At 62.9% G+C, this 16,148-nt stretch carries 18 protein-coding genes and 1 tRNA gene; 11 read left to right on the top strand and 8 right to left on the bottom strand.

What is annotated here, in order from left to right:
* Window position 1: 1 nt before the first annotated feature.
* From J3D46_RS09385 to J3D46_RS09375, 3 genes are all read right to left on the bottom strand, one after another.
* Complete coding sequence (locus J3D46_RS09385; RefSeq protein WP_231340999.1) at window positions 2-451, bottom strand: Clp protease N-terminal domain-containing protein; 450 nt, start codon at window positions 449-451, stop codon at window positions 2-4.
* An 8-nt stretch (window positions 452-459) separates the two neighbouring features.
* On the bottom strand, window positions 460-663 hold the full coding sequence (locus J3D46_RS09380; protein WP_159708676.1) for a hypothetical protein: 204 nt from the start codon (window positions 661-663) through the stop codon (window positions 460-462).
* 222 nt (window positions 664-885) lie between these two features.
* A complete protein-coding gene (locus J3D46_RS09375; RefSeq protein WP_231341001.1) occupies window positions 886-1,170 on the bottom strand; it encodes a DUF1905 domain-containing protein in 285 nt (94 codons plus the stop codon).
* 316 nt (window positions 1,171-1,486) lie between these two features.
* Between J3D46_RS09375 and J3D46_RS09370 the strand changes: the two genes are divergently transcribed.
* The 5 genes from J3D46_RS09370 to J3D46_RS09350 all read left to right on the top strand — a co-directional run bounded on the left by J3D46_RS09370 (window position 1,487) and on the right by J3D46_RS09350 (window position 4,246).
* A complete protein-coding gene (locus J3D46_RS09370) occupies window positions 1,487-1,792 on the top strand; it encodes a hypothetical protein (protein WP_231341002.1) in 306 nt (101 codons plus the stop codon).
* A gap of 238 nt (window positions 1,793-2,030) precedes the next feature.
* Complete coding sequence (locus tag J3D46_RS09365) at window positions 2,031-2,261, top strand: hypothetical protein (protein ID WP_231341003.1); 231 nt, start codon at window positions 2,031-2,033, stop codon at window positions 2,259-2,261.
* A gap of 207 nt (window positions 2,262-2,468) precedes the next feature.
* Window positions 2,469-3,074 (top strand): TasA family protein, encoded by a 606-nt coding sequence (locus tag J3D46_RS09360; protein WP_253466628.1) that lies wholly within the window; start codon window positions 2,469-2,471, stop codon window positions 3,072-3,074.
* Between the two features lie 326 nt (window positions 3,075-3,400).
* On the top strand, window positions 3,401-3,868 hold the full coding sequence (locus tag J3D46_RS09355; protein WP_231341005.1) for a hypothetical protein: 468 nt from the start codon (window positions 3,401-3,403) through the stop codon (window positions 3,866-3,868).
* A gap of 90 nt (window positions 3,869-3,958) precedes the next feature.
* On the top strand, window positions 3,959-4,246 hold the full coding sequence (locus J3D46_RS09350) for a hypothetical protein (RefSeq protein WP_231341006.1): 288 nt from the start codon (window positions 3,959-3,961) through the stop codon (window positions 4,244-4,246).
* A gap of 79 nt (window positions 4,247-4,325) precedes the next feature.
* Here J3D46_RS09350 and J3D46_RS09345 read toward each other — a convergent pair whose 3' ends face one another.
* The 3 genes from J3D46_RS09345 to J3D46_RS09335 form a co-directional block, all read right to left on the bottom strand.
* The gene (locus J3D46_RS09345; RefSeq protein ID WP_231341007.1) at window positions 4,326-4,583 is read right to left on the bottom strand and encodes a hypothetical protein; all 258 of its coding nucleotides are present in this window, start codon (window positions 4,581-4,583) and stop codon (window positions 4,326-4,328) included.
* A 144-nt stretch (window positions 4,584-4,727) separates the two neighbouring features.
* Window positions 4,728-4,804, bottom strand: a tRNA-Thr gene (locus J3D46_RS09340).
* Window positions 4,805-4,947: 143 nt separating this feature from the next.
* Window positions 4,948-5,826 carry a thioredoxin domain-containing protein gene (locus tag J3D46_RS09335; protein ID WP_231341008.1) on the bottom strand — a complete coding sequence of 293 codons (879 nt, stop codon included), beginning with the start codon at window positions 5,824-5,826 and terminating at the stop codon, window positions 4,948-4,950.
* A 176-nt stretch (window positions 5,827-6,002) separates the two neighbouring features.
* Between J3D46_RS09335 and J3D46_RS09330 the strand changes: the two genes are divergently transcribed.
* From J3D46_RS09330 to J3D46_RS09310, 5 genes are all read left to right on the top strand, one after another.
* Window positions 6,003-7,496, top strand: coding sequence for a trehalose-6-phosphate synthase (locus J3D46_RS09330; RefSeq protein WP_269215732.1), 1,494 nt, complete (start codon window positions 6,003-6,005; stop codon window positions 7,494-7,496).
* Window positions 7,486-8,283: a trehalose-phosphatase gene (gene otsB / locus J3D46_RS09325; RefSeq protein WP_231341009.1), complete on the top strand. Its 798-nt coding sequence runs from the start codon at window positions 7,486-7,488 to the stop codon at window positions 8,281-8,283. The genes J3D46_RS09330 and otsB overlap by 11 nt, the downstream gene beginning before the upstream one ends.
* 206 nt (window positions 8,284-8,489) lie before the next feature.
* Complete coding sequence (locus tag J3D46_RS09320) at window positions 8,490-9,572, top strand: ABC transporter ATP-binding protein (RefSeq protein ID WP_159735410.1); 1,083 nt, start codon at window positions 8,490-8,492, stop codon at window positions 9,570-9,572.
* A gap of 93 nt (window positions 9,573-9,665) precedes the next feature.
* Entirely contained in the window at window positions 9,666-11,246 is a 1,581-nt protein-coding gene (locus tag J3D46_RS09315; RefSeq protein WP_231341010.1) for a beta-N-acetylhexosaminidase, read from the top strand.
* On the top strand, window positions 11,243-12,658 hold the full coding sequence (locus J3D46_RS09310; protein WP_231341011.1) for a DUF4032 domain-containing protein: 1,416 nt from the start codon (window positions 11,243-11,245) through the stop codon (window positions 12,656-12,658). Before J3D46_RS09315 ends, J3D46_RS09310 begins: the two co-directional genes overlap by 4 nt.
* Before the next feature lie 63 nt (window positions 12,659-12,721).
* Here the strand turns inward: J3D46_RS09310 and J3D46_RS09305 are convergent, their stop codons facing one another.
* A complete protein-coding gene (locus J3D46_RS09305) occupies window positions 12,722-13,423 on the bottom strand; it encodes a GntR family transcriptional regulator (protein WP_253466625.1) in 702 nt (233 codons plus the stop codon).
* Window positions 13,424-13,457: 34 nt separating this feature from the next.
* Window positions 13,458-14,924, bottom strand: coding sequence for a chlorohydrolase family protein (locus J3D46_RS09300; RefSeq protein WP_253466622.1), 1,467 nt, complete (start codon window positions 14,922-14,924; stop codon window positions 13,458-13,460).
* A gap of 148 nt (window positions 14,925-15,072) precedes the next feature.
* Between J3D46_RS09300 and J3D46_RS09295 the strand changes: the two genes are divergently transcribed.
* On the top strand, window positions 15,073-16,125 hold the full coding sequence (locus tag J3D46_RS09295; protein WP_253466619.1) for an ABC transporter permease: 1,053 nt from the start codon (window positions 15,073-15,075) through the stop codon (window positions 16,123-16,125).
* Window positions 16,126-16,148: the final 23 nt, after the last annotated feature.

Below are 16,148 nucleotides of genomic sequence, written 5' to 3'. Positions count from 1 at the left end.
GCTACAGCCTCTTCCGCACGGCAGAACGGTCGATGCGAAGCTCGTCAAAAAGCGCCGATACGGGGTCGTGTTCTCCGCGCTCCAGGAGCGCCTCGATAAGGTTGGCGGCGGTGATCTGCCGGGACTTTTGATCCACGGCATGCTTGAGCATACTGGCCATGGTCTCCTTGGCCCCCGAACTGAACGGCGGCTTCCTCCCCTTCGTAGGCATGGCTGCCCGCTTGAGGTCCTTGGTTTCGAGTCCGATGCTCTTCAGGGCAGTGGCATCCAGCCGCGAAGCTGCCTTCCGGGCGTCTTCCAGGCTGACGCCAAGGACCGCTTCCGGACCCGGTTCGTGGAGCGCACCCAGAAGGAGGTGCTCCGTTCCCATTCGTTTGTCGCCCCGGCTTCGGGCTTCTTCCATGGCGTACCCAACGATCCTTCGGGTGTCATGGGCAAATTGTTCAAACATGGCTCAACTCATTCCCGGTATTTAGCGTGTATCGATTGTCGTGAAACGCCCAGGGCGTCACCGATCTGCTCCCACGTCCAACCCTGTTCGCGGGCCGCCCCTACGTGGACTGCTTCGACCTGTTCGGCCAGGCGGTGAAGGGCTCCCACGGCGCGTAAGCCGATAGCGGGGCTCGTCGAACGAATCTGTTCGGAGAGTTCATCAGCATTCATATCCGTCAGGCTAGACTGACAGAATTCGTCTGTCAATGCAGACTGACAAAGCCTTGTGGCACCGCCTCGCCCAGACAGCCAGGCTCAAGGAGGAATCTGACGTGCCTTTGCGCTCCCACGGAAGCCTGGCAATGAACCTGACACCTGACGGCCGCACACAAGAGCTGATCCGCCGTCCCACGTCGCACCACTGCGCTCTGTCAGTTCAGTCGCTGAGTGAGGTCAGTTCAGTCGCTGAGTGAGGTGAACTTCGACGGCGTCACCGTCGCCCTTCCCAATGGCTTTGCGGACAGGAGCAGCCACCGGGAGTTTGTGCGTACCGTCTCCCAGCGCCATGAAAGCCCCGGTGAATGGGTGTCCGTCTACGGTGCCGGCCACTTTGACCAGTCCACGGGTTCCAAAGATCTTCGCAGACTCGGGGAGCTGGACACACGTCCAAGTGTCACCTGATCGGACTTTGCCGAGCCGGGCAACGAAGGTGATGTCCAGTGGTTGTGGTTCTGCCATCTTCTCTTCTCCTCCTTATGGGGAGCGCTGTGCCGGACACCCTCCCCATGTCGATTCTGACTCGTCCCTGACGCGTTGCCAACGAACGCCCGCGCGCTCATCGCTAGGATAAGACGAAACTGAAATCAGGGAGGCTTGGTGTTGTGGGGGAACAGCCTGATATGAGTAGCGCCCGAAAACGACACGGGGTGAGCTTCGGTGTCCGTTTGCCGTGCCGGCTGTCAACAGCTTTGACTGTGCCGGGATCCGCGCGAGTACGCTTCCCCGAGCCTCCTGCGCAAACCCGATCCGCCCTCCCGCATAACGAGAAATGAATATGGAACTTCTTGACGCACACACTGCTGTGATCACTGCCGTACTCCTGGTCCACATCACAGGGGTGATGATCGTGGCCGCCTCAATTGCCGGCCTGGTGATCTCACTCTTCGTCGTCGTCCTCGCTGTGCATGCTGTCCGAACCATGTGGGAACTGACGCAAACCTGGCGTGGTAGAGGACGATTCATCGGAGATGTCAGTAAGTTTCTTCGTTCCGTGAATTCAGCAGCCCTCGCTACGCGTCCGATGATAATCGCGGTACGACAGAGGGTCAGCCAGCGAGGCTTCAACAGAAGAGCCGAGTGAAGTAATCGGCCGAGGAGACACCTTCCCGGGTTCGGGTGAGGCGTGCTGCAGAAAGAGCGGTCATTCGTATCACGAACGGCCACTGGCAAGCGGCCGAGGCGGAGTCTCGGCTCAGGTCATTGACTTGTGCCACTCCATACTGGCTGGTTAGCGTCGGTCATCGGATAAGTGACGCCACAACGAAAGGGCGGCTTCTTGGGGGCAGCATTCAGCACGACCATGTTCAGCATCGCTTTCCTTGAGGATTCTGAAAGGGACAGCCGTCTTCTTGCTCGTGTGCACGGCAGCCTTGTGGGTTCTCTTCGCGGTCCTGCCCAAGGATGACGCCAGCGTGCCGTTGATCTTCTTCAGTGGCCTTGGCTTCACTGCAGTCCTGGTCGTGCTTCTCATGCGTATGTACGTCAAGGCTGATGCTGTCGCAACCAAGATCGACTCGGCTGCACGGTCCAAGGCCATCGGGCGTTTCTGAATCGCCTGCGGCGTGCAGCGGACACGACCGCCCGGAATCATGCCAGGATTTTGCCGGTGCGGGAGTCTTGAGTTTTTCCTGAGCGACTGTTGACTGAACACTGGATTGGTTCTTGATCCTGGCCCGGCACAGTAGTTCTTGTCAGCCAGAGAGGCCGACAAGACGGCCGGCCGAACACGGTGGCCACCCGAAAGGAAACCGATTCAGATGGCCATCACCCTCAAGACCACCTCCGGCAAGATCCTCGCCTCCGTCGCACTGGTCGGCACCGCAGCCGCCGTCGCCGGCATGGGCACCTACGGCGCGTTCACCTCCTCCACCTCCGCCTCCCAGGCCGTCACCGCAGGAACCGTCACCATCGCCCTGGGCACCGGAGCCTCCAACACGCTGAACGTCCCCGTCGCCGGCCTCCTGCCGGGCGACAAGGTCGAAAAGCTCGTCACCCTGGCCAACACCGGCAACTCGGACCTGAACAACGTCACCCTCACCACCTCCGCCGGCGCCACCGGATCCCTGCTCACCACCGACGTGACCAACGGCCTGCAACTGAGCATCGAAAACTGCTCCGTCGCCTGGACCGGCACCGCCGCCCCCTACAGCTGCGCCGGCACCAAAACCACCGTCCTGGCCAACGGCCCCGTGATCGCAGCGAACAAGGTCCTGAACAACCTGACCTCCCTGACCTCGACCAAAACCGACAACCTCAAGGTCACCACCGCGTTGCCCGCCACCGCGAACAACGACTTCCAGGGCGCCACCTCCACCGTCGGATTCTCCTTCACCGGCACCCAGCGCACCGAAACCACCAAGTAAGCACCACCTGAATCCCCGCGAGGGGTTCACCCCATAGGCCCCGGGGGCCGGCCGGCATGCCCTTCCGGCCGGTCCCCGGCCCATTTCCCGGGCAAGTCGCGAGGCTGGAATGCTCGCCACCGTCCGGACCAAAGCCCCCAAGAAGTCAGCCCCGGAAAGCGCCCCAGAGCTCCGGGCAGCAGGCCGTGAGCGACCCCGCATGGGAGATTTTCCGGTCTTGAGCGGACCTTGAGTGTTCACCAAGGCCTTTCCTGAGGCTGGTGGGGCACAGTTGACGTTGGAACAGTTGAATTGAACGAACACGCTAAAGGGACGGAAACACGCACATGCAGGGCAAAGGCATCATCTGGCAAGTACCAGCCATCATCCTGGCTGTCGTGCTACTGATGATCAGCGTCCCCGCCTCGCCGGCCCATGCAAAGTTCAACGACACCGACACAGGCGCAATGGCAGTCACCGCGGCCCGAATCCCGGCCCCGGCAGCGAACACGGTGACCGTGACCAAGAGCTGCGATTCATTCCTCTGGTTCGCCCAGGCCAAAATCAGCGTCGGTAATTTCAGTGCCGTCGCCTACGCGAACTACCACGAGCTGAAGATCATCGACCCTGACGGCGTTGTACAGTTCACCGGCGATCTGAGCAAGAGCTCCGGGAAGTCCTACAGCTCAGGAGTCCAAAGCGTGAGCAATCTGTCCGGGACGTGGACTTACCAGATCCGCGGCTATTACAAGGTTCCAAACTCCACCAACGCCTGGGCTGGCCAGCCCCTCACCGGCACCCTGAACTGTCCCTGAAGTCCGGCTTTCGGAATCGTCGGGATCCTCTACGCCGTCTGATGCCGCTGCTCCATTGCGAGTGTCTCCGTCTGCGCAGGTAGGGTCAGCATGAAAATCATTGGGGACGGGAACGCCGATCAGCTCGACGACCTGGTTGCTCTCGACCAGGTCGCACAGCAGGATCCAGACCGGCAACGGGAACTCCGTAGATGGCTCGAGTCCGGTTCGGTCAGGGTAGCCACCAAGGACGGTCCCAGGTCGGCTATACGGTGGTTGAGCCTGCAGCGCCTACTCGCACGCCGCGGATGGGTCTCCGCGGGAATGGTCTTCGGACTGGACGAAGGCGACCCAGAACTCTTCTACCAGTTCACGCAGTCAGCCCTCAACGGGCGCTAAGCCGCAGACCTGAATTCCGCAGCGGTCCCTCCGCCCGCGCTATGTCGCCTTAGCCGGCCTCTCCAGATGGGCTCAGGAGTCAGTGGTCACGTCCGAGGTCTGCCCGTTCAGTCTTGGCGCCTTGGGGCCCGCCCCTCCGGGCCCGGAGCTTCGGGCCGATGGACTGCCCCAGCACAAGCCACCCAATCGTCACCACAAACGCGACATTGCCGAGGGCCGGGTCGCCGCCTGTGACACCGTTGATCAGCAGGAACCACACCACAATGTCGGCCACGACAATGGCCAAGGTGACCGGCCACAAGGGGCGACGCCACGCATACATTCTCTGACCCAGCATTTTCGGCCCCCCAACAGTTAATGCTCCACGGCCCCTCGGCCCGTGCTCGGTGCCCAGTCTTCAGAGAAGGCAACGGCGCCGCAAGTCATACGACACGAAAAAACCCCTCCGTTCCGGGCAAAATCGCCGGAATGGAGGGGTTAGTGGAGCCCCCTGTCGGATTCGAACCGACGACCCCCGCTTTACAAGAGCGGTGCTCTGGCCAACTGAGCTAAGGAGGCGTGCTCCGGATACCCGGAGCAAAGCGCGAAAGAGCGCTAGATAAGGTTAGCCCAGACCATCCCCGTCAACGAAATTCGCCGGAACAACAGCGGCCGGCCACCCGAAAACAAAGGGTGACCGGCCGCCGTCGTACATTCCCGGGCTAGCCCTTGGCGGTGATTGCCGTCTGGATCTCGGCGTTCAGGTCGGTGCTGCCGTCCCACTGCTTGCCGTCGATGAACACGGTGGGCGTGCCGGTGATACCGATCGCCGCAGCCTCCTGCGTGGCAACCTTCACCCACGGACGGAACTGCTTGCTGTCAACGCAGGTGTCGATGTTGGCTGCACCAACTTCGGTGGCCATCTTCTTCAGGTCGTTGTCGGAAATGCCCGCTCCGCCTTCAGCCGGCTGGCGTTCAAAGAGCAAGTTGAAGAAGTCCGCGTACTTTTCCGGGGATGAGTTCACTACGCACGCAGCAGCGTTGGCTGCGCGGGAGGAGTAGTTGGTGGTGGACTGCCGGTCCAGGAAGCCGAGGGGACGGTATTCGAGGGAGATCTTGCCTTCATTGCGGAGATTGGTCAGGGACTCTCCGTAAGTGGTCTCGAACCGCTTGCACACGGGGCAGATGAAGTCGATGTAGGCAACAACCTTGACGGGCTTGCCGGCTTCGGCCTCGCCGCCCGGGACCGTCACGGTTGCAGGCGGGGTGGCCGCAGGGCTGGGAACGTCTGCCACGTTGACGGTGGCGGGTTCGGACTTAACAACTTCACTGTTGGCCAACAGTGTGACGCCACCGTGCACGTTGCCGTTGGCCGGCGTCGGGCCTTGGTCGGCGATGGGTGCGTTGTTCTGCGCCTGGCCGATGACCACGAACGCCACCACCGCGATGATGACGACAACGGCAACCACAATGCCCCAGCCAACCAGAAGCTTGCTGCGCTTGTCCTTTTTCAGCTGGGCTTCGCGGATTTCGCGCGCTCTTTCCCGTGCCTGGGCGGTGCGTTCGGCCTTGGACAGGCGTGGTTCGTTTGCGGGGCTCATCAGTTCCTCGGGGTACTCGACGTCATAGTGCATAGCTAGGGCAACGGGGTCAGTTTACGGGAGCAAACTTGAAGATCTGCCGCAGACCTTCCTGCCCGGTAGTTGAACGATCAAGTGCCAGGGAAGATTCCGCCGGTAGGCTGGGAGTTGAGTCACAGCAACCCCAGGGAGCGTTAATGCAGGATTTGGCAAGCGAAAAACTCAAGACCGAAGACGGCGTCCGGGCTTCTCCCGTCAAGAAGCCCACGGCAACCAAGTTCGACTTCATGGTGGTCTCCAACAGGTTGCCCGTCGATCGCATCAGCGATGACAACGAAGAAAGCGGTTGGCGGCGTTCGCCCGGCGGCCTGGTGACGGCGCTCGCGCCGATGATGACGAAGTCCGACGGCGCGTGGGTGGGTTGGCATGGCGCCCCGGATGAGACGGTGCGCCCCTTCAGCCACGAAGGAATGGACCTTATCCCGGTGCAACTGAGCAGCGACGATGTCGAGCTGTTCTACGAGGGCTTCTCCAACGCGACCATTTGGCCGCTCTACCATGACGTAATCGCGCCGCCTGAATTCCACCGTACGTGGTGGGATTCCTACCGCAAGGTCAACCGGAAGTTTGCCGACGCCGTCGCCCGCCACGCCGCGGACGGCGCCACTGTCTGGGTGCAGGACTACCAACTCCAGCTGGTTCCACGCCTGCTGCGTGAGGCCCGCCCGGACCTCAAGATCGGCTTCTTCAACCACATTCCCTTCCCGCCGCCGGAGATCTTCGCCCAGCTGCCGTGGCGCAGGGAAATCATTGACGGTTTGCTCGGCGCGGACCTCCTGGGCTTCCAGCGGCCCAGCGACGCCGGCAACTTCATGCGTTCGGCCCGCCGCTTCCTGGGCGCCAGCGTCAAACAGCAGCAGGTCCACGTGAAGGGTCCCGACGGCGAGGTGACGCACATCGCCCGGGCACAGGCGTTCCCCATCTCCATCGATGTCGCCCAGATCCGCGAGCTCGCAGCCAACCCGGAGATCATCGAGCGCGCCAAGCAGATCCGCAAAGACCTGGGCAACCCCAAAACCATCCTCCTTGGCGTGGACCGGCTGGACTACACCAAGGGCATCCGACACCGGCTCAAGGCCTTCGAGGAACTCCTGGCTGACGGGCACATCAAGGTGGAGGACGCCACGCTGATCCAGGTGGCAAGCCCCAGCCGCGAACGCGTCGAGCAGTACAGGCTCCTTCGCGAGGAGATCGAAGGCACCGTGGGCCACATCAACGGCACCTACGACACCATCCAGAACACGGCTGTCCGATACCTGCACCACAGTTACCCGGTGGAAGAAATGGTGGCGCTGTACCTCGCTGCGGACGTCATGCTGGTCACCGCCCTGCGCGACGGCATGAACCTGGTGGCCAAGGAATACGTCACCGCCCGTTCCGAGGATGACGGCGCGTTGGTCCTGAGCGAATTCGCCGGCGCTGCCGACCAACTCAAGCAGGCGCTCCTGATCAACCCGCACGACATCGACGGACTCAAGTCCACCGTCCTGCGGGCCATCAACATGCCCGCCAAGGAAGCGCGCCGCCGCATGAAGCTGATGCGCAAGCAAATCCTGGACCACGACGTCGATCACTGGTCGGCTGAGTTCCTTGCCGCCCTGGAAGAAAAGGTAGTGCGCGATGACAGCTGAGAATCTGTCCCTCCCGCCGGAACTGTTGGAGGCTATCCGCAACATCGCCGACACGGAGCATCTCCTGGTGGCCCTCGATTTCGACGGCACGCTCTCCCCCATCGTCGACCGCGCTGAGGACGCGCGCCCCCTTCCAAGGTCAGCAGCGGCCTTGGAGGCCCTCGCCGAACTTCCGCGTACGACGACGGCACTCATCTCGGGCCGGGCGCTGGACAGCTTGCGGCTGGTCGCGTCGCCTCCGGCCAACACGCTGCTGATCGGCAGCCACGGAGCGGAAGTCTGGCTTGGTGAAGGGTCCCTGGGCCTGGAGCTGGACGACGAACAACGCACCAAGCTGGCCGCGGTCCGCGAGGTCCTGGCCGAAATAGTGAATATCGCTCCGGGGACGTTGCTCGAAGACAAACCCGCCGGCGTCGTCCTCCACACAAGGATGGCCGACGACGACGTTGCGGAAGACGCCGTCGAGGCAGCTACCAGGGTGCTGCGCGAGCACCCTGGCGTGTACCTCAAAACCGGCAAGCGGGTGCTGGAAACCTCAGTGGTCCACGCGTCCAAGGGTGAGGCCGTGGAATTCCTGCGCCAGGCCACCGGCGCTACGGCCATCCTGTTCGCCGGGGACGACGTCACCGACGAGGATGCTTTGGGCCGGCTGCTGGGCGATGACGTGGGCATCAAAGTTGGCTTGGACTTCACCCAGGCCCAGTACAGGGTGGAAGCGCCGGTGCACGTGGCGGAGTTGCTGGAAGCGTTGCTGAAGGAGCGTCGGCGGGTTACCGCCGAGGCGTAGCGTGTGAGCAGCGCAACATGTGACGTTCGTAACATTTAGGTAGTTAGTCAAAAAGTCTGACATACTCTTGGATGTGATGTGACGCACAGAACCGTGCGACGTCACACGATCCTCCCCGGCCATTGGCCGGGGAGTTCAACTGAAGAAAATGAACCATTCACAACGGATCGTCCGGCACGTACCTGCCGGTGAAGGGATTGATAACTGTGGCAACAGTTACTTTTGATAACGCTACGCGTCTGTACCCGGGCACAGATAAGCCCGCCGTCGATAAGCTCAACATCGACATCGCCGATGGCGAATTCCTGGTCCTCGTTGGACCCTCCGGTTGCGGTAAGTCCACCTCCCTGCGCATGCTCGCAGGCCTTGAGGACGTCAACGCCGGCCGCATCCTGATCGGTGACCGCGACGTCACGGACGTTCCGCCGAAGGACCGCGACATCGCGATGGTCTTCCAGAACTACGCGCTGTACCCCCACATGACTGTTGCGGACAACATGGGCTTCGCACTGAAGATCGCCGGCATTTCCAAGGAAGAGCGCGCCGAGCGTGTCCGCGAAGCAGCCAAGCTTCTTGACCTTGAGCAGTACCTGGACCGCAAGCCGAAGGCACTCTCCGGTGGTCAGCGCCAGCGTGTTGCCATGGGCCGCGCAATCGTCCGTAACCCGCAGGTCTTCCTCATGGACGAACCGCTGTCCAACCTTGACGCAAAGCTCCGCGTCCAGACCCGTACGCAGATCGCATCCCTGACCCGCCGCCTCGGCGTCACCACGGTTTACGTGACGCACGACCAGGTCGAAGCAATGACCATGGGTGACCGCGTGGCTGTGTTGAAGGACGGCCTCCTCCAGCAGGTTGACACCCCGCGCAACCTGTACGACCGCCCGCAGAACGTCTTCGTTGCAGGCTTCATCGGCTCCCCGGCCATGAACCTCCTGGAACTCCCCGTCGTCGACGGCGGCGTCCAGTTCGGCGGAACGGTTTACCCCGTGCCGCGTGACGTCCTCGAAGAAGCTCACGGCCAGACCGTCACCGTCGGCTCCCGTCCGGAAGACCTCGAGACCGTCGGCAACGGCGAAGGCCTCCAGGTTGAGGTTGACGTTGTCGAAGAACTCGGCGCCGACGCATACGTCTACGGCCACACCATCCTCGATGGCAAGAGCCACGACATCGTTGCACGCGTCGACGGTCGTCGCCCCCCGATGAAGGGCGAGTCCATCTTCGTTCGTCCGCAGTCCGGCCACGTGCACCTGTTCGACACGAAGACCGGCCTCCGCCTGGGCGACTAATCCCACCGGCAGTCACATAACTCCGCATGAAAGCGGCCCGACCCCTCCAGGTCGGGCCGCTCTCGCGTTAACCTTTCTCCCAGAAAGAACGGCATGAACACGACGGACAACCTGATCCCCCGCCCCTCCCACGTCGCACTCCTGGATGGCCCGGCCTTCACGCTTGCTTCCACAGCACGGATCACCGCGGTCGGTTCCGCCGCGCCGGTCGGTGAACAGCTCGCTGCGCTTCTGCACAGTGGCACCGGTTTCGAGCTGCCCCTCGTTGCGGACACCCGCCCCGGCGACATCGCCTTGGAGTTGACGGAAACCTTCGACGGCGGCCCGGAAGCTTATGCCCTTACCGCCGCCGAAGATGGAGTACAGCTCACGGCCTCCACTGCCGCTGGACTCTTCAACGGAGTGCAGACACTCCGGCAGCTTTTCCCGGCGGCTGTCGAAGGCGCTGACCGCAGCGACGATACCTGGGTGATTCCCGCCGTCGAGATTGCCGATGCTCCCCGGTTCGCGTATCGCGGACTGATGCTGGACGTTGCCCGCAGCTTCTTCACGGTGGAGGAGGTCAAGGCCCAGATCGATGTCATGACCCAGTTCAAGTTGAACGCCCTGCACCTGCACCTCACGGACGACCAAGCGTGGCGTATTGAAATCCACGAACCGGAACAAAATCCGTCGGGTTTGCCCTATGCCCAGCTGACCGCCTTGGGCGGACAAGGCGCAGTGGAAGTCCCCACCGCCGTACCCGCCCGCGGGCGCCACGGGTTCTACACGCAGCAGGATTTCAGGGACATCCAGGCCTACGCCGCAACCAAGAACGTGCTGGTAGTGCCGGAAATCGACCTCCCTGGCCACGTCAACGCCGCCCTTGCCGCTATTCCGCAGCTCAACCCGGACGGCGCAGCCAAACCGATGAGCACCACCGCGGAGGTGGGGTGGTCAACCCTCACCGCCGACCTGCCAGCCACCTACGAGTTCGTCCGCGAAGTCCTTGGCCAGCTCGCTGCCATCACAGCGGGTCCCTACCTCCATATCGGTGGCGACGAGGCGAAGGTCACCGACCACGACGATTACGTTGCCATGGTGCAGCAGTTCGTTCGGATCGGTGCTGAGACAGGCAAAACCGTGGTGGGCTGGAACGAATTTGCCGCCGTCGAGCTTCCGGAAGGTGCCGTGATCCAATACTGGCACGGCGATTTCGCCCCCGTGGTGCGGCAGGCAGAACAGGCTGGCTCACAGGTGATCATGTCTCCCGCCGCCAACACCTACCTGGACCAAAAGTACGCCTCGGACAGCCCCATCGGACTTGAATGGGTGGAGGGCGGCCCCTTTACCTGGTCCGAGTACTACAACTGGGATCCTGCCCAGGGCGGGCTCACGGACCAGCAGATCCTGGGCGTCGAAGGGCCGCTGTGGACTGAAACCGTCCGCGACAACCAGCAGGCACAGTGGCTCCTCTACCCACGGGCTGTTTCCCTGGCCGAAGTCGCCTGGTCCGGACAGGAGGTCCGCAACGCCGGTGACTTCCGACGTCGGTTGGGCGCCTTGGGTGCCCGGCTCGCCAAGCAGGGTGTCGTCTTCCAGGAAGCACCCGACGTCGAATGGTCTGCGAAGCCGGAGTATCCCTTTGCCGAAGCGTCAGCCATCAGCGCCAAGTACGGAACAATTGAGGCATGAGCGAGCAAAACGAAGCCCAGTGGCACGACGAACCTACCGACTACGGGCAGATCGGCAAGCTCCCCCGCACTGAAGCGGCCAGTGCCCAGGACACTGCACCGCCTGCCAGCGTCATCGGTTCCCTGAACATTACGGCGGCTGCGGCTGATCCGGAGCTGCTGGACCTGCCGTGGCATATCGCCCTGGAGGACTGGCCCGCCGAGAACCTTGCGGCGCTCCCCCGCGGTATCTCCCGGCACATCGTGCGGTTCGCGCACTTGGGCGGTTCGGTGATCGCCATCAAGGAAACGTCGGAGCACGTGGCACGACACGAGTACCACATGCTGCGCAAGCTGGCCCGGTTGGATGTTCCCTGCGTGGAGCCGGTGGCTGTGATCACCGGACGCACCACCGCGGACGGGCGCCCACTGAACCCTGTGCTGGTAACCCGGCACCTGAAGTTCTCCATGCCGTACCGGGCGTTGTTCTCGCAGATGCTCCGCAAGGACACCCTGACCCGGCTCATTGACGCACAGGCCCTGCTGCTGGTTCGCCTGCACCTTGTGGGCTTCTACTGGGGTGACGTTTCACTGTCCAACACGTTGTTCCGCCGTGATGCCGGCGCCTTCGCCGCCTACCTGGTGGACGCCGAAACCGGCGAGCTCTACCCGGACCTGTCCATGGGCCAGCGCGAATACGACCTCGAAATCGCCCGGGTGAACATCGCCGGTGAACTGATGGACCTGCTGGACGGCGGACTCATCGAAGAGAAGGTGGACCCAGTCGCCACCAGCGAGCTGATCATGGACAGCTACCGTCGGCTCTGGACTGAGCTGACCGAGAAGGAATCTTTCGAACTCGGCGAAAGGTGGCGCGTGGCCGCCCGCATCCGCCGCCTCAACGAGCTGGGCTTCGATGTGGAGGAATACGCCATCAAGACCACGGCGGACGGCTCAACCATCCAGCTCCAGCCGAAGGTCGTCGACGCCGGTCACCACCAGCGCCGCTTGCTGCGCCTCACCGGACTGGACGCCCAGGAGAACCAGGCCCGCAGGCTGCTGAACGACATGGACCAGTTCCGGGCGGACAACAACCCGGATCTCGACGAGGAAATCAGCGCCCACATCTGGGTCAGCCAGATCTTCGAGCCCATTGTGCGGTCCATTCCCCGTCACCTGGCAGGGAAGCTGGAGCCGGCAGAAGTGGTGCACGAGGTCCTGGAGCACCGCTGGTACATGAGCCAGAAGCAGGACAGGTACGTCCCCTTGGCGGAGACTGTGCAGTCCTACCTGGACTCAGTGCTGCAGCACCGACGTGACGAGGCCGCCATCATGCTGAACCCGGACACGGAGCTGCTCAAGATCCTTGAGGTCGAGGTAGAGGAATCCGGCCGGTACGACGACGAGGAAGAGTACCCGGACGCGGACGACTAGCGGAGTTTTTGTACAGATAACGCCCGGAAGAGGTCCCCTAAAGGGCGTTATCTGTACAAAAACTCACGGGTCCAGAGTTTCGGCGAGCCCTGACAGGACCGGTTCGCGGCCCAGCTCGATATGCGAGTAAGCCAGCGAGTATGCCAGGTCCGGCCGGCCTTTCAGGATCGCGTTGCACAGCTCAGTGTGTTCGTCGCGCTGGAGTTCATTGCTGCGATTATGGGCCAGCCCGAAAATCCACCGCATGCGCCCAAAGAGCGGCTTTACGGATTCAATGAGCAGCCTGTTGCCGGAGAGCCGGACGATCTCGGCGTGCAGTTCGGCGCTGATCACCGCCACATCTTCGGTCCGGTCCTCGTCGATGGCCGCCTTGGAAGCGTCCATGAGCTCCTCCAGCCGGCCGCCGTCGCTGCCCTCCGCCACACGAGTGGCAGCCATCCTGGCAGCGAAGGTTTCCAGGCAGAGGCGAATGTCGAACAGCTCATTGACGTCCGTGAGCGTCAGTTGCCGGACCACCGCACCCCGGCGCGGGAAAGTCTCCACAAAGCCGTCCTGCTCCAGTCGCTGAATGGCCTCACGTACGGGGATTCGGGAGACGTTGTAGATCTCCGAGAGCTCGCGTTCACGCAACCGCATCCCCTGGGCGTACTTCCCCGTGACGATGCCCTCCAGCACCAACTGGTAGACGTTTTCCGCGCGGGCCTCTTCATCGCGGCCATTTCCCGTTTCCGGCATCGCCTCAGCCACTGTCAAACTTCCCTTCATGCCAGCGTCCGCTCCCTGTGCCGGACGGCGCCGATCAGCGTTCCAACCGAGCATACACGGGAGGAAAGAGCTCGTCGGCGGGGCGGTTCCGGGCATCCCGGACCGTATAGGCGCTGCGCATCTTTTCGAACAGTTCCTGGCCCTTCAGGCGCCAGTGATCCAGGTCCACTCCGGCTATCACGCCATCAGCCATGATGGTCCGTCCGGCTACTACGGACAGCACGGCTTGGCGGGCCGTGCCGTTCAGGAGGAGGGTCCGCAGCGGGTCGGCGTGGACGCCGTCCCGGATATCTGCCAAGGAGAAGGCCACCATGTCGGCCTGGGCCCCCGGTTCAAGACGCCCCAGGTCAGGCCGCTTCAACGCATGGGCCCCACCCAGAGTGGCGGCGTCGATGTACCCGGCCACGTCACCGGCGTCGTTGGTGCCTGCGAGGATCTTGGCGAGCTGAACGCCGGCATCAATGCCGCGGATGAGGTCCGGCGGGAAAGAGTCCGTGCCAAGGGAGATATTGATGCCGGCTTCCTTGTACGCGTTGAAGGAGTCCAGGGTGCTGCCATACCGCATCGAGGTCAGCGGGCAGTGGATGATGCTGGCACCGCTGCCCGCCAGCCTTGCCAGGTCTCCGCGGTCTTCGCCATGCACCGCGGGATTCCGGTCCGTGTAGGTGGCATGCGGGATCAGGAGGCGTTCGTTGAGCAAACCCACTTGGTCCAGGAGCTCCAAGGGCGTCACGCCGTGCCAGTCCAGGATGAGTTCGCGTTCCACCAAGCCCTGCAGGGAGTGCAGGCGCACCAGCACGTTCCGCTCGCTCGACGCTGCCGCGGTGGCCTTGAGCATCTCGATGTCCAGCGTCTCGATCCGGCACGGGAGCAGGACTGCGTTGACCAGCGGATCGTTGAGTTCGCTCGCATGGTCAATGAAGCGCAAGGCGTCAGCGAGTCCCTCACGGCCGCGACCGTCGTCGAACATTACTGACCGTTCGCCCGTGTCCAACACGACGTTCACGCCGGAACGGTAGGCGGGACCCAGGAAGGCCCGCAGGCCCAAGCGGCTGCTGGTCTCCGCCATCCCCACCAGTTCCTCGAGTGGCTCAGCCCATTCGGAGTGCACCTCGGACGCGATGGGCATGTAAGTGGTGATGCCATGCAGGACCAGTTGGATCAGGGCGTATTCGCGGATCTGCTGGCGTTCTTCGGCGGTGAAGACATCCGCGCGGCGGTTCTGGAAGTAGTCCTCTGACCACTGGTGCCCCTTGGTCTGCTCCGCGCCAGCCCAGCTATCCAGGATGAGGTGGTCAATGTCCGTCAGGGCGTCCAGATCGATCAGGCCTGGCATGAGCAGTGCCTCACCCAGCCGGCGTTCCTCGTCCACAGGGCCCGTGTAGTCATGGCCGACGTACTCGATGGTGTGGCCGCTGTAGACCACGCAGGCGTTCTCCAGCAGGACATGGTGTCCGTTGTGATGGCCCAGCACGTAGCGGGCGGTGACCTTGGTGGGCACGGGCGACTCCTGTTTCCTGTCCTACGGCGGACATTGCGGTGACTACTCTCTGGTATTCCAAACACTACATTATTTGTGATTTACATCGCATGGATCGTGCTCTAGTCTATTTTGGTATACAAGAACTCCGGAGCCAGCTCCTCGGATCATGAATCGAGCAGAACCGTTGACCCAGTTACAGTCCATCGAACCGAACACCGGCAGCCCGCCGCCTCCGGCAACGTCGCCGGAAGGTAAAGCCGCCGCTCCTGCCGAGGCGCGCTCACTGCTCGCCACCGCGTGGATGAGGATCCGGCGCAGCAAGATCGCGCTCCTCAGCCTGTGCGTGGTGGTGGCGATCGTGTTGTTCGCCATCCTGGCTCCCGTATTGAGTGCCATGTCGGGCAACGACCCCTTTACTTCCAACACCAGCCCGGAAGTGCTGGATGACTTCCAGACCCCCGGGCTTCCGCTCCCCGGCTACATGTACCCCTCGGCCCAGCACTGGTTGGGCGTCGAGCCGGGCCTGGGCCGCGACCTCTTCGCGAGGCTCGCCTACGGTGGCCAGGTCTCCCTCACCATCGCTTTGTTATCCACCGCAGTTTCCGTAGTCCTCGGCACGGTGCTGGGCGCGGCGGCCGGCTACTTCGGCGGGAAGACCGACGCCATCATCAGCCGCATCATGGACCTGTTCCTCGCGTTTCCGCACCTCCTGCTCGTGCTGTCGCTGACGCCCATCCTGCAGTCGCGGCTCCGGGATACCCCGCTCGGCGAAGGCAGCTTCCTGCCCATGGCCTCTCTGGTCATCATCCTGGGCTTCTTCGGCTGGGCCTACCTCGCCCGCATTGTCCGCGGCCAGGTGCTGAGCCTCCGCGAGCGCGAGTTCGTCGAAGCCGCACGGTCCTTTGGCGCCTCACACCTGAGCATTCTCTTCCGCCAGATCATCCCCAACGTGATGGGAGTCGTCCTGGTGTACGCCACCATGTTGATCCCCACCAACATCTCGGCGGAGGCCGCGTTGTCCTTCCTGGGCGTGGGCGTCAAGGACCCCACACCGTCGTGGGGCCAGATGCTCAACGCCGCCCAGTCCGGCAACTGGTACCTCAGCGATCCGTGGTTCCTCGCTGTCCCCGGCGTCATGCTCATTATCACCGTCCTGGCCTTCAACCTCCTGGGCGACGCCGTCCGGGATGCCCTGGACCCCAAAGCTTCGCGCCACTAACCCTCATCCCCGCATCGCCTTTC

Origin of the sequence: Paenarthrobacter sp. A20 (genome assembly GCF_024168825.1) — a bacterium.
Taxonomy (GTDB): domain Bacteria; phylum Actinomycetota; class Actinomycetes; order Actinomycetales; family Micrococcaceae; genus Arthrobacter.
This window is presented reverse-complemented; position numbering and strand designations above follow the sequence as displayed.

Excerpts from the sequence above, each read along its gene's own strand:
- J3D46_RS09360 (WP_253466628.1), top strand. The coding sequence starts at position 2,469 with ATGGCCATCACCCTCAAGACCACCTCCGGCAAGATCCTCGCCTCCGTC.
- J3D46_RS09310 (WP_231341011.1), top strand. The coding sequence starts at position 11,243 with ATGAGCGAGCAAAACGAAGCCCAGTGGCACGACGAACCTACCGACTAC.
- J3D46_RS09345 (WP_231341007.1), bottom strand. The coding sequence starts at position 4,583 with ATGCTGGGTCAGAGAATGTATGCGTGGCGTCGCCCCTTGTGGCCGGTC.
- J3D46_RS09295 (WP_253466619.1), top strand. The coding sequence starts at position 15,073 with ATGAATCGAGCAGAACCGTTGACCCAGTTACAGTCCATCGAACCGAAC.
- J3D46_RS09385 (WP_231340999.1), bottom strand. The coding sequence starts at position 451 with ATGTTTGAACAATTTGCCCATGACACCCGAAGGATCGTTGGGTACGCC.
- J3D46_RS09330 (WP_269215732.1), top strand. The coding sequence starts at position 6,003 with ATGCAGGATTTGGCAAGCGAAAAACTCAAGACCGAAGACGGCGTCCGG.
- J3D46_RS09305 (WP_253466625.1), bottom strand. The coding sequence starts at position 13,423 with ATGAAGGGAAGTTTGACAGTGGCTGAGGCGATGCCGGAAACGGGAAAT.
- J3D46_RS09355 (WP_231341005.1), top strand. The coding sequence starts at position 3,401 with ATGCAGGGCAAAGGCATCATCTGGCAAGTACCAGCCATCATCCTGGCT.
- otsB (WP_231341009.1), top strand. The coding sequence starts at position 7,486 with ATGACAGCTGAGAATCTGTCCCTCCCGCCGGAACTGTTGGAGGCTATC.
- J3D46_RS09370 (WP_231341002.1), top strand. The coding sequence starts at position 1,487 with ATGGAACTTCTTGACGCACACACTGCTGTGATCACTGCCGTACTCCTG.
- J3D46_RS09315 (WP_231341010.1), top strand. The coding sequence starts at position 9,666 with ATGAACACGACGGACAACCTGATCCCCCGCCCCTCCCACGTCGCACTC.
- J3D46_RS09380 (WP_159708676.1), bottom strand. The coding sequence starts at position 663 with ATGAATGCTGATGAACTCTCCGAACAGATTCGTTCGACGAGCCCCGCT.
- J3D46_RS09350 (WP_231341006.1), top strand. The coding sequence starts at position 3,959 with ATGAAAATCATTGGGGACGGGAACGCCGATCAGCTCGACGACCTGGTT.
- J3D46_RS09335 (WP_231341008.1), bottom strand. The coding sequence starts at position 5,826 with ATGAGCCCCGCAAACGAACCACGCCTGTCCAAGGCCGAACGCACCGCC.
- J3D46_RS09375 (WP_231341001.1), bottom strand. The coding sequence starts at position 1,170 with ATGGCAGAACCACAACCACTGGACATCACCTTCGTTGCCCGGCTCGGC.